This is a genomic window from Roseibium sp. (assembly GCF_050301095.1).
In the GTDB taxonomy this organism is placed as follows: Bacteria; Pseudomonadota; Alphaproteobacteria; order Rhizobiales; family Stappiaceae; genus Roseibium.
In genome coordinates this window covers 1-11,784 of the sequence record NZ_JBNKYW010000207.1, presented here as the reverse complement: position 1 = coordinate 11,784, position 11,784 = coordinate 1, and the positions used below count along the sequence as shown (strand labels likewise).

The following is an 11,784-nucleotide window of genomic DNA, read 5'->3' as shown; positions in this document are numbered from 1 at the left end:
CGATGTTCTGGCCCATCCGGGCGAGGCCGACCTGACGGCTCATGTCAATTTCGAGGCTTTGGCGGCGGCGGCCGTCCGGGGCGGCGCGTTCGCCCTGCCTCCGCTCAGCCAGGGCGAATTCCTGCTGCGCTCCGGTATTCTGGAACGGGCCGGAGCCCTTGGCGCGGGCAAGTCCCACGAAGACCAGGAAACGATCCGCGATGCCGTCGAGCGGCTGGCGGCTCCCGGCCAGATGGGCGATCTCTTCAAGGTGCTTGCTGTTACGGGCAAGGGAATTTCGTTTCCACCGTTTGACAGCACGACCTGATCCCTCCAAGGATCGTGGGATGCGGAATCGCATTCCGCTCTCCCTTTCTGGCCAACCTGGAGACCGGTCATGAAAATCGAAGCTGACGCCTTGAAGCTTGCAGGCGTTCGTCACGGGTTTTTCACGCGGCAGGGCGGCGTCTCCGAAGGGCTTTACGGCAGCCTCAATATCGGTCTCGGGTCGGATGACGACCGGGATAACGTGCTGGAGAACCGGAGCCGCGTTTCCGGTGCGCTTGGCGTTTCCGAGACCCGTCTGGTTTCGCCATACCAGATCCACTCGCCGGACGTGATCACCGTCAGCGCCCCGTTTGAGGACGATGCCGACCGCAAGGCGGATGCGCTGGTGACGGCCACTCCCGGACTTGCCATCGGGGTTTCGACTGCCGATTGCGGGCCGGTCCTGTTTGCCGACCCCGAGGCCCGCGTGATCGGCGCCGCCCATTCCGGCTGGAAGGGCGCCATATCCGGTGTCCTGCAAAACACGGTGACCGCGATGGAGGCGCTCGGAGCCGCGCGCGTCAATATAACAGCCGTTCTCGGGCCGACCATTTCGCAAAGGGCCTATGAAGTCGGTCCGGAATTCAGGGACCGTTTCATTGAAGACGCTCAGGACAACGCCCGCTTTTTTGTTCCCTCCGGCCGGGCGGACCATTTCATGTTCGACCTTCCCGGCTTTATCGGAACCCGGCTGGAACAGCTGGACCTTCGCCAGGTGGCTGACCTTGGCGTGTGCACCTACGCTGACGAAGACCGCTTCTTTTCCTACCGCCGTACGACCCACCGCCGGGAACCGGACTACGGCCGGCAGATCAGCGCAATCCTGTTGAGTTGAGGACGACCCATGGCACTTCATTTCTCCGATGCCGAGTTCGAAAACCGCTTCGACCAGCTGAAAGCCGCCATGGAAGCGGAAAACCTCGACGCAATGCTGCTGTTCGCCCAGGAAAGCATGTACTGGCTGACCGGTTACGACACTTTCGGCTTTTGTTTCTTCCAGTGCCTTGTCGTCACCCGGGACGGTGAAAAGGTTCTCCTGACCCGCTCCGCCGACCAGCGTCAGGCAAAACACACCTCCAACATTTCCGACATCCGCATCTGGATCGACCGGGGGGCGGCCAGCCCGGTCGGACAGCTGAAGGATCTGCTGTTCGACATGGATCTGCTCGGCAGCCGGATCGGCGTGGAATACGACACACACGGCATGACCGGGAAGATCGCGCTGCAGCTCAACGCGGAACTGACCAGTTTCGCCAACATTCAGGATGCTTCTCCCCTTGTCCCCGGCCTGCGCGCGGTCAAGAGCGCGGAGGAGATCGCCTATGTGCGCAAGGCGGCGGAGCTGGCCGACAAGGCCTATTATGCCGGGCTCGACGAAATCCATCCGGGTGCCGACGAGGGCCGTGTTCTGGCGGCCATGCAGGGGACGATCTTCGAGGGCGGGGGCGACTATCCCGGCAATGAATTCATCATCGGCTCCGGCCCCGATGCGCTTTTGTGCCGGTACAAGGCCGGCCGACGGGTGCTCGAGCCACAGGACCAGATCACCCTCGAGTGGGCCGGCAGCTACCGCCACTATCACGCCGCGCTGATGCGCACGGTGGTGATCGGAACGCCGACCGACCGGCATCATGAAATGTATCTGGCCGCCCGCGAAGCCCTGACGGCGGTCGAAACCCAGCTTGTTCCGGGCAAGACCTTCGGCGATGTCTTCGATGCGCATGCCGAGCGCGTGGACGCCCACGGCATGATGCCGCACCGCCTGAACGCCTGCGGCTACTCTCTGGGCGCGCGTTTCACGCCGAGCTGGATGGACATGCCGATGGCCTACAAGGCCAATCCGGCGCAAGTGAAAGCAAATATGGTGATCTTCATGCACATGATCCTGATGGATTCGATCACCGAAACGGCGATGACGCTGGGTCAAACCTATCTGACCACAAATGGTGCACCGGAGTGCTTGTCCACGCTGCCTCTCGACCTGCCGGTCAAGTCAGGCTAAACCAGTTCCAACTTGCGGTCCGGCAGTTTTTCCGTATTTCTTTCGGCCGGTTCGCAGATCGACCAAACTGACCACCAGAGCCAGGCGCCTACATGCTCAAGTTTTTCAGCCCGAATTCCTTTTCCTCCCTGCGTGTGATGGCCTGCATGGTTCTTCTGGGCGGGCTTGCTGCCTGTCAGTCCGCACCGCAACCGCCGAACCCGATCGCAACCACCGCGCCGGCTCCTTCGATTTCCGGGCAGGTGCCACAGAGCGACGAAATCACCTTTGCCTTCGAACCGTTTACCGGCGCACCGGGCAATATCGCGGACATGCTGTCGGAAATGATCGGCTCGGCGGCCCGCAAGGAAAACATCACGCTGGTCCGCCGGGTCGGGGCAGCTGCCACCTACCGGGTGAACGGCTTCCTGTCGGCAACAGGACAGCCGTCCAACGGCACCGTCTTTTACGTATTCGACATCGTCGATTCATCCGGCCGGCGTGTGAAACGGATCTCCGGAACGGAAACCACGGGGGGCGCCTCGGGAGACCCCTGGCAGGCGGTCGGCGCGGGGACGCTGTCGCGGATCGCAACCCGCTCCATGGTAGAAATAAGGGCTTGGCTCAACCGATAATCACCGCTTCACTCGGTAAATCCTGCAAGCCGTCACAAAAAATCAAAAAAAGCGGGTTTCTGGCCCCAACGGTGGTTGTGGTCCCGTTGGTTGGTTGTTACAACGCCGCCGCCTGCCAAGGGTTCTCACCGAGTCCCTGGCTCCCGGCAGCTTGATAAAGACCTAGGCCCTTTCCGCGTGTCCTGTGAGGATCATCCGCCTCGCGGACCCGCTGTCGCACCAGAAGGACTTGCGGCTCATGAAGATCGTCGCGGGCAATTCCAACCGAGCCCTGGCTGAGGAAATATCCAAATATCTGGACGTCCCTCTGGCCAAATGCCAGGTCCGGCGATTTGCCGACCAGGAAATCTTCGTAGAAATTCAGGAAAACGTGCGTGGCGAAGATGTCTTCGTCGTGCAGCCGACCAGTTATCCTGCAAACGACCATCTGATGGAACTGCTCATCATCATCGATGCCCTGCGCCGTTCCTCTGCCCGCCGCATCACCGCGGTGATCCCCTACTTCGGCTACGCCCGTCAGGACCGCCGGGCTTCCGGCCGAACTCCGGTTTCGGCGAAGCTGGTCGCTAACCTGATCACAGAAGCCGGTGCGGACCGCGTTCTGACCCTGGATCTCCACGCCGGACAGATCCAGGGTTTTTTCGATATCCCGACCGACAACCTGTTCGCGGCTCCGGTCATGACCCGCGACATCAAGGAACGCTATGCCACCGACAACGTCATGGTGGTGTCTCCGGACGTCGGCGGCGTGGTGCGCGCCCGCGCGCTGGCCAAGCGTATCGAAGCTCCGCTCTCCATCGTCGACAAGCGCCGCGACAAGCCTGGAGAATCGGAAGTCATGAACATCATCGGCGATGTGAAGGGCTACGATTGCATCCTTGTCGATGACATCGTCGACAGCGGCGGAACGCTTTGCAACGCGGCCGAGGCACTGCTTGAAAAAGGTGCACAGTCGGTCACCGCCTACATCACCCATGGTGTTCTTTCCGGCGGAGCCGTGGCACGCGTCACCTCCTCCAAGCTGAAGGAACTGGTGATCACCAATTCGATCGAACCGACGGCGGCAATCACCGCGGCGGCCAACATCCGGGCTATTTCCATCGCTCCCCTGATCGGTGAAGCGATCAACCGTACCGCCCTGGAAAAATCGGTCTCCAGCCTCTTCAACTGAACGGCCTCCAATTCGAAAAACAAAATGCCCGGCAGTTCTGCCGGGCATCTTTTTGCGCTCGGTTGAAGCGTGCCCTAGGCGGCGGCGACAAACTTCAGGAACCGGTCAACGGTCTCCCGCAGCGCCAGTGTACGCTGGTTGACGTCCGTCGAAGCCGTCAGCACCTGCCCGGCCGATGAGCTCGTGACCTTGGCCTTCTCTGAGATCGTCGACATGGTCCTTGCCACGTTCATCGTCCCCTGAGCGGCTTCCTGCACGCTGACGGAGATCTCGCTGGTGGCGGAGCCCTGCTGCTCGACCGCGGTCGCAATGGTGCCGGTATATTCGTCGACCTGGCTCATCGTATCGGTGATGCCCGCGATCGCGCCGACAGCCTCCTTCGTGGCAGTCTGCACCTCGGCAATCTGACTCTCGATCTCCTCGGTGGCCTTGGCGGTCTGGGTCGCCAGTTCCTTCACCTCGGCGGCCACGACCGCGAAGCCCTTGCCGGCCTCGCCTGCCCGTGCGGCTTCAATCGTGGCATTGAGCGCCAAGAGGTTGGTTTGCTCCGCAATCGCCGAAATCAGGTTGACCACGTCGCCGATCCGCTGCGCGGCTTCCGCGAGTCCCTCGATCTTGCCGTTCGTCTGTCGCGCCGCTTCCGATCCCGTGCGGACGATTTCCGTCGTCGCGAAGACCTGACGCCGGATTTCCTCGATCGAGGCGGACAGTTCCTCCGATGCGGAGGCAACGGTCTGAACGTTGGTCGAGGCCTCTTCCGAAGTGGCGGAGGCATTGGTCGCCTCGCCTGCGGTCTCGTCAGCCACGGCGTTCAGATCTTCCGCGGCAACCCGCATCTGCTCGCTGTTGCTGTGTACGGCGTCCAGCGCCTCCGTGACATCCGCCCGGAAATTCGCGATCAGGGAGGACATCTTCTCCATCTGCCGCTCCTGCGCGACAACGGCGGCGCGCTGTTCTTCTTCCAGGCGCTCGCGCTCCAGGGCATTTTCGCGGAACACTTCGACGGTCGATGCCATTTCGGTGATCTCGTCGGCACCGGTGCGCGCCGGAACCTCCACGTCGGTGTCGCCGCCGGCGAGCTTTTTCATGATCGCACTCAGGCTGGCGATCCGTCCGGAGAAATTGCGTGCAAACAAGACGCCCGCGATTCCGGCGACAAGGGCACAGACGGTCGAAATTGCCAGGATCCAGACCTTCAGCGAATTGAGCGGCGACAGCACCTCGGCGGCATTCTGAACCACGACGAGGGCGTAGCTGTGGTCCATCACGTCGAACGGCATCACCGCCGCGAATACATCCTTACCGTGATAGTCCGGCAGCCTTGTGAAGACCTCTTTCCCGCCGGAAAGAGCCGTCTCGATTTCCGGAGACGAATAGTCTGCGCTCAACATTTCCGATACGTCCGGTGTCCGGCCGCTGTTGTTCAGGACGAGTCCCGCTTCATTCACCAGAAAGATGTTACCCGTCTCGCCCAGGCCGGCGTAGTTTCCGAGAATGGAGCTGATCTTTTCGATAGGGGCCTCGTAAACCACCATGCCAATGGTCTTGGAACCGATGGTAATCGGTCCGGCCCAGAAACCGGTCGGTTTGCCACCGTTGGCCGAATAGCTGGCCGGATCGTAGGTGATCAGGGTTTCGACGCCGCCCTGCACGATCTTCTGATAAGCGTCGGCCAGTCGTGTGTGCTGCCAGTCGTCCTTGGTCAGGTTGACGGCGAAATCCTCATTCTTACGCGCGGTATAAATGACGTCGCCATCCATGTTCACCAGCAGAATGTCCGGATAATTGTTCCCGTCGGCATAGTCCCGCAGCGCGACGTGCTGCTTGGCATGTGCCTTGTCGTAGGGTTTCCTCCCGGCCTTCACCAGCTGGTCGCGCTCGTCCTCGGGATGCGGATTGTCCGTAATATATATTTTGGTCATCATCGGCGACGCCTTGTCGCCGTATTTGGCCCAGGCCGAATTGAAATCGCTGTAGGCCGACAGCAGCGCCTTGCCGCTCATATGCGCCTGAAGGGCCGTTTCCCGGCTTCGGTAGAATTCCAGCAGGTTGTCGCGCCGGCTTTCGGCCAGAGCCATCAGACGCATCTCGGCCTGTCCCCTGACCGTGTTTGCACCGGATACGTAGCTTGCAACACCGACGCCGCCCGAACAAAGCAGTGCAATGCCAAGGACCAGAGCCGGAAGCTTTGCTGACACTTTCATTTAAATCCTCCCGAAGCGAGCGGAAAACCGAAGTTTCCCGCTCGTATTTAAAAGTCGACTTTTCGGAAATCAGAGGTTGTCGACGTTAACGCCAAACGTAACCGCCCCAATCGCCTCGCCGGAATCGGGATCGATCACCGGAACGCTGACCTGGCTCTGGACAATCTGCGTGCTGTCGTCCTGTTCGAGGTCGCTGATGTGAACCGCCCCTTTTCCTGCGGAATAGGTTTCCTGCCATTTGGCTTCGTCACCCTGCCAGAAATCCGAGGTCACATTGCTCTGGCCGACGTTCAGCCCTTTTGCGTCCATGACGAAAATCTCGGTGAAAAGGCCACCGCTGCCCTCCTGAATCTCTGCCAGATGAGCTGACAGAGGCTTTTCAAGAACCTCGTCGATCATCGGCTGCTCGATGGCATCGGCTTCCGCGCGCCACGTCTTGTCCAGTTCGTCGATCTTGGCCTGATCATAGGACGCGGTAACGCCGTTCTGTTCCTTCACGGCGGACACGACTTCTCCCGAAGAAACAATTTCCGCGATTTTTCCGTTTGCCAGCTGTTTCAGCTCGCTTTCGAATTCATTCGCCGACGCGACGCCGACGAAAGCAATACAAGCAACAGTTGTGTAAAGAAAATGTTTCATACGCTTCCTCTCTCCGTATTTCCAGAAGAGTTGTAGTATTTTCGGATTAATATACGGTTTAATATTTAAATCGCCCTGTTTACCTGTCAAATTATGCTTAGCAGCACTTATTACATCGTCACTTTTCGCAATATGACCAAGATTTTCCTTAACCTCCACTCGTCTTAACCCCCACTCGGTGTGGTAGTTCGCGAACGGACCATTTTCTGCCGGTCGCCATTCCCCGGGCGACATCTGGTTTGCCGCGGATCAGCGGCGCCAGCGGTCACCCGGGTTTGGAATACAAATCTCCAGCTTCTCAAGCGGGAAACACGATTCGCAGCATCAAAGGCGCCGGAACTTCCGGCGCCTTTCGTTTCACTCGCCAATTCTGCCCGGCAGACTGAGGTCGCCCGAAGCGACGTCGAAAACATCGGTCACACACAGGAGCGGTGCGTGGACACTGCGGTTGACACGCAAGGCCGCTGTGACGCCGTCATAAGCCATGCCTTCGACGGCGCTGTCTTCGCTCAAGGCCACGTTCAGGGTGATCTCCTGGCCGGAGAACACCGGTGAAAAACCGGGACTGTCGATGTAGATCGGCAAGCCTGGCCAGGTCGCCGGCATCTTCGGAGCCGCGCCGTCCGGGATATCCTGCACGGAAAGCGCCCCTGCCCCGCAAGCCTCGTTGGGCGTCAGCACCACCCAGTGCGCATGCCATTTCGCACCGTCGTTGCCGACATCGCCGTCGCCATCCTCGTCGAAAAGCGGCGTGTCGTCGAAATCCGGATGGCTGGTCGCAACCAGCGCCAGGATGCCCTTGCTCCCTTCAAACCCGACCGTTTCCGGGCTCAGCGACGTCGGCCAGACATAGGAATGTACCGGTGCACCGGCGAGCTGGCCGGCCGTTTCAGGGACGGTTTGTCCCGCCGCGCCCTGAAGGGTCATGTGAAAGGCAACGGTGCGGCCGTTCCTGTGAACATGGGCGGCGAGTATGTCGTAGTTCCGGTCGACCTCTACGTTTTCCGGCGACACCACCGCTCCATTCTGGTCGAGCGCATGATTGCCATCCGCCAGGGCGGTTGCCGGCAAGCCGGCGATCAAGAGACTTCCGAGTATTGTTTTCAGCATGGGTCTTCTCCTTGTTCGAGGATGCGGCCTATTTAGTAGCGACTCGAAACTATTGCAAGTTTAATTTCGACTCGCTACATAAAGACCATGACCGATGTCACCGAAATACGGGCCATCCGGGAGCTGATTGACCGGCTGACGCGCCTGAATGCCGCCGAAGAATGGAACGGGCCTCTCAACCCGTCGCAATTTGCCGCGCTCACCTATCTCGGCCGCGCCAACCGGTTTTCGCGCGCGCCGTCGCATGTGGCGGACTATCTCGCGACGACGCGCGGCACCGCTTCCCAGACCCTGAAGGCGCTTGCCCGCAAGGCCCTGATCGCGGAAACGCGCTCGGACGCGGACAAGCGCAGCATCCGCTACGACATCACCGAAGCCGGTCAGGAACTCCTTGACAATCCGTCCGGACTCGACCACGTGATCGGACACCTTTCACCGGAAACAGCCGAAAGCCTCTCCGCATCCCTGAAAGCGCTTCTCCTTGCCATGCTTCATGAACGCGGCGGCAGAACCTTCGGGATCTGCAGGACCTGCGAACATCATGAAACCAAGGCAAACGGCGGCTTCTGCCGTCTTCTGCAAGTTTCCCTGGCCAGTGAAGAGACCGGTCAGATCTGCCATGAACACCAAGCCTGAGGTTCCCCGCATGACCGCGACAGCCACGATCCTTGACCTCTTTCTCGGACAGCCCGAGCACCGCTGGGAGGGGAAGGCCCCGTCCGCGATCCGCAAGGTACGTGTGGACGGACCTGTCGAGATGACGGAGACAGGCCTTGCCGGCGACACCCAGGCGGACCTTACCGTTCACGGCGGCCCCGAAAAGGCCCTCCACATCTATCCGAGCGAACACTATGCCCATTGGCGGGAGGCCTTTCCGGAGAAGGCGGACCTCTATGCGCCCGGCGGGTTTGGAGAAAATCTTTCCACAGAAGGTTTCACGGAAGAGGACCTTTGCATCGGCGACGTCTTTTCCGCCGGAACAGCACGCCTGCAGATTTCCCAAGGCCGCCAGCCGTGCTGGAAGCTGAACCTGCACACGGACAATCCGGTCCAGGCGGCCTCCTTCCAGAAAACCGGACGGACGGGCTGGTACTTCCGCGTTCTTGAACCCGGGCGAATGGAAGCCGGGGACAAGATCAGCGTCATCGACCGTCCCTGCCCGGACTGGAACCTGAGGGACGTGATCCTGGCCAGGTTCAATCCGCGTCTCGATGCGGACACCGCGCGTGCCCTGGCGGATCTTGAAGAACTGGCAGAACCCTGGCGGACCTCCTTTGCCAAGAAGGCAAATCCGGCGTTTCACGAGGATACGTCCCGGCGGCTGCAGGGATAATTGCGAGCGTTTTCCGGCCCTCAGCCCGCCTGCCCTTGCATCAGCCCGGCTTTTCCGCTATACGCGCGCTCGCGCCTGCACCCCTGGAGGAGGCGCTTCTGGACCGATCCCGGACAACGTGAGTCTTTATTGGCGCAGTGGTTCGCCGGTCCGTTACCATACGTTCAAGGAGTTTTGCCATGGCTGCCAGCTATGAGCTGAAGGCGTCGGCACGGGACCGCGTGGGCAAGGGGGCCGCTCGGGCACTGCGTCGCGAAGGCCTTCTTCCTGCCGTGATCTACGGCGACAAAAAACCGGCCCTGCCGATCACCATCCCGGTGAAAGAAACCACTCTCACCCTGCACAAGGGCGGTTTCCTGACCCACATCGGCACTATCGATGTCGACGGTGAAAAGCACCAGGTCATCGCAAAGGACTTCCAGCTGCACCCGGTGCGCGACGATGTCCTGCACGTCGACTTCCTGCGTGTCGCCAAGGGCTCGACCCTCACGGTTGAAATTCCGGTTCAGTTCCTCAACGAGGAAACCTGCCCGGGTCTCAAGAAGGGCGGCGTTCTGAACGTTGTGCGCCACACGGTCGAGATGACCGTTCCGGCCGACAACATTCCGGAAGCCCTGGTCATCGACCTGGCCACTGCGCAGCCGGGCGACAGCCTGCACATTTCCGCAGTCAAGCTGCCGGAAGGCTGCCAGCCGACCATCACCGATCGCGATTTCACCATCGCAACGATCGCGGCACCGGCCGGCATGAAGGAAGATTCCGAAGAGGCTTCCGAAGAAGAAGAAGCGGCAGAAAGCGAATAAGCTGCTCTTCCACTTTGAAATCGCAGGAGGCAGATTGCTGCCTCCTGTCCCCTTCCGGGGAAAGTTCAGGGCAGCCGCACAGGCTGCTTTTTCGTTTCAGGGCAGAACTTGAAAGGCGCACCATGAAACTGATTGTCGGCCTGGGAAATCCGGGAGCCAAATATGAGGGCAACCGGCACAACATCGGCTTCATGGCTGTCGACGAAATCCATCGCCGCCATTCCGCCTTCCAACCCTGGCGCGCGCGTTTTCAGGGCCAGGTGTCCGAAGGCCGGCTCGGCTCGGAAAAGGTTCTCCTGCTCAAGCCAAGCACCTATATGAACGAATCCGGCCGCGCGGTCGGCGAAGCCATGCGTTTTTTCAAGCTCGAACCGGCAGATATCGTCGTTCTCTACGACGAGCTGGACCTGCCGCCGGCCAAGTTTCGCATGAAGACCGGCGGCGGCCACGGCGGCCACAACGGCCTGAGGTCGATCACCGCCCACATCGGCGCGGACTACCGGCGCCTGCGCCTCGGCATCGGCCATCCGGGCGACAAGAAACTCGTGTCGAACTACGTGCTCGGCGACTTCGCCAAGGCGGACCGGGACTGGCTGGAGCCGCTGCTCACCGAAATTGCCGACAATGCCGGTCTGCTTGCCGAGGGCAAGGACAGCCAGTTCGCCAACAAGCTGACGCTCGCGCTGGAGCCGGAAAAGGCACAACGCAAGCCGAAGAAGGAGCCCTCGGGAGAGGGCGACGCGGCCGCCGGGAAACCAAAGGGCCAAAGCCATATCCGACAGGCCCGTCAGCCGAAGCCGGTCAACGTGCCCAAGTCCGGACCGATGGCGGAGATGCTGAAGAAGTTGCTCGGCGGCGGTGAAAGCTGAGCTGCCCGCGAAAGGCTGCAGACGGCCGGACAGCTGCACGTCCCGCTGTCCATTCCGGTTTCTTCCCGCTCTGTTGCCGCAGATGGCCTTCAACCGCCGCAAAGCCTTGACCTGCCCCGTTCTCTACGGCATGTAGCGCTCCAACAGTTTCACGATACAAACCGAAAGCGAACTCCCATGGGTTTCCAGTGCGGCATCGTTGGGCTGCCGAATGTCGGCAAGTCCACGCTCTTCAATGCGCTCACCAAAACCGCGGCGGCCCAGGCCGCGAACTATCCCTTCTGCACCATCGAGCCGAACACGGGCGAGGTGGCGGTTCCCGATCCGCGCCTTTATGCGATCCGCGAGGTGGCCGGTTCCAAGGAAGTCATTCCGACCCGCATCACCTTCGTCGACATCGCCGGCCTGGTGCGCGGCGCCAGCAAGGGCGAGGGCCTGGGCAACAAGTTCTTGAGCCACATCCGTCAGGTGGACGCGGTGGCTCATCTGGTCCGCTGCTTCGAGGACGAGAACATCACCCACGTGGAAGGCCGGATCGACCCCCTGGGCGACATCGAGCTGATCAACACGGAGCTGGTGCTGGCCGACCTGGAGCAGGTGGAACGTAAATTGGAACGGATCAGAAAGCAGTCCAAGGGCGACAAGACCCTGGCCGCTCAGGTCCCCCTCTTCGAGAGACTCGCCGCCCATCTGGGCGAGGGCAAGATGGCCCGCAACTTCGAGCGGAGCGAGG

The 11,784-nt window shown here is 60.9% G+C and carries 13 protein-coding genes; 10 read left to right on the top strand and 3 right to left on the bottom strand.

Annotated features, from left to right (window positions below; all coding sequences use genetic code 11):
• The 5 genes from ACQY7U_RS18470 to ACQY7U_RS18450 form a co-directional block, all read left to right on the top strand.
• Nucleotides 1-307: SAM-dependent methyltransferase (locus ACQY7U_RS18470; RefSeq protein WP_428647545.1), on the top strand; the 307-nt coding region annotated here is incomplete at its 5' end.
• A gap of 69 nt (nt 308-376) precedes the next feature.
• Nucleotides 377-1,141 (top strand): peptidoglycan editing factor PgeF, encoded by a 765-nt coding sequence (gene pgeF / locus ACQY7U_RS18465; RefSeq protein WP_428647542.1) that lies wholly within the window; start codon nt 377-379, stop codon nt 1,139-1,141.
• 9 nt (nt 1,142-1,150) lie between these two features.
• The gene (locus ACQY7U_RS18460; protein ID WP_428647539.1) at nt 1,151-2,308 is read left to right on the top strand and encodes a M24 family metallopeptidase; all 1,158 of its coding nucleotides are present in this window, start codon (nt 1,151-1,153) and stop codon (nt 2,306-2,308) included.
• A 92-nt stretch (nt 2,309-2,400) separates the two neighbouring features.
• Entirely contained in the window at nt 2,401-2,922 is a 522-nt protein-coding gene (locus ACQY7U_RS18455) for a hypothetical protein (RefSeq protein WP_428647536.1), read from the top strand.
• A gap of 238 nt (nt 2,923-3,160) precedes the next feature.
• Nucleotides 3,161-4,093 carry a ribose-phosphate pyrophosphokinase gene (locus tag ACQY7U_RS18450; protein ID WP_428647533.1) on the top strand — a complete coding sequence of 311 codons (933 nt, stop codon included), beginning with the start codon at nt 3,161-3,163 and terminating at the stop codon, nt 4,091-4,093.
• Nucleotides 4,094-4,167: 74 nt separating this feature from the next.
• Here the strand turns inward: ACQY7U_RS18450 and ACQY7U_RS18445 are convergent, their stop codons facing one another.
• From ACQY7U_RS18445 to ACQY7U_RS18435, 3 genes are all read right to left on the bottom strand, one after another.
• Nucleotides 4,168-6,297 carry a methyl-accepting chemotaxis protein gene (locus tag ACQY7U_RS18445; RefSeq protein WP_428647530.1) on the bottom strand — a complete coding sequence of 710 codons (2,130 nt, stop codon included), beginning with the start codon at nt 6,295-6,297 and terminating at the stop codon, nt 4,168-4,170.
• Nucleotides 6,298-6,366: 69 nt separating this feature from the next.
• Nucleotides 6,367-7,170, bottom strand: coding sequence for a PDC sensor domain-containing protein (locus tag ACQY7U_RS18440; RefSeq protein ID WP_428647527.1), 804 nt, complete (start codon nt 7,168-7,170; stop codon nt 6,367-6,369).
• A gap of 123 nt (nt 7,171-7,293) precedes the next feature.
• On the bottom strand, nt 7,294-8,046 hold the full coding sequence (locus tag ACQY7U_RS18435; protein ID WP_428647524.1) for a hypothetical protein: 753 nt from the start codon (nt 8,044-8,046) through the stop codon (nt 7,294-7,296).
• 87 nt (nt 8,047-8,133) lie between these two features.
• Between ACQY7U_RS18435 and ACQY7U_RS18430 the strand changes: the two genes are divergently transcribed.
• From ACQY7U_RS18430 to ACQY7U_RS18410, 5 genes are all read left to right on the top strand, one after another.
• Complete coding sequence (locus ACQY7U_RS18430) at nt 8,134-8,682, top strand: MarR family winged helix-turn-helix transcriptional regulator (protein ID WP_428647521.1); 549 nt, start codon at nt 8,134-8,136, stop codon at nt 8,680-8,682.
• 10 nt (nt 8,683-8,692) lie between these two features.
• Nucleotides 8,693-9,379 carry an MOSC domain-containing protein gene (locus ACQY7U_RS18425; RefSeq protein ID WP_428647518.1) on the top strand — a complete coding sequence of 229 codons (687 nt, stop codon included), beginning with the start codon at nt 8,693-8,695 and terminating at the stop codon, nt 9,377-9,379.
• Nucleotides 9,380-9,558: 179 nt separating this feature from the next.
• Entirely contained in the window at nt 9,559-10,182 is a 624-nt protein-coding gene (locus ACQY7U_RS18420) for a 50S ribosomal protein L25/general stress protein Ctc (RefSeq protein ID WP_428647515.1), read from the top strand.
• Between the two features lie 122 nt (nt 10,183-10,304).
• Complete coding sequence (pth, locus tag ACQY7U_RS18415; RefSeq protein WP_428647512.1) at nt 10,305-11,051, top strand: aminoacyl-tRNA hydrolase; 747 nt, start codon at nt 10,305-10,307, stop codon at nt 11,049-11,051.
• A gap of 177 nt (nt 11,052-11,228) precedes the next feature.
• Nucleotides 11,229-11,784, top strand: a 556-nt coding sequence (locus ACQY7U_RS18410; RefSeq protein WP_428647509.1) for a GTPase, incomplete at its 3' end; no start/stop codon positions are given.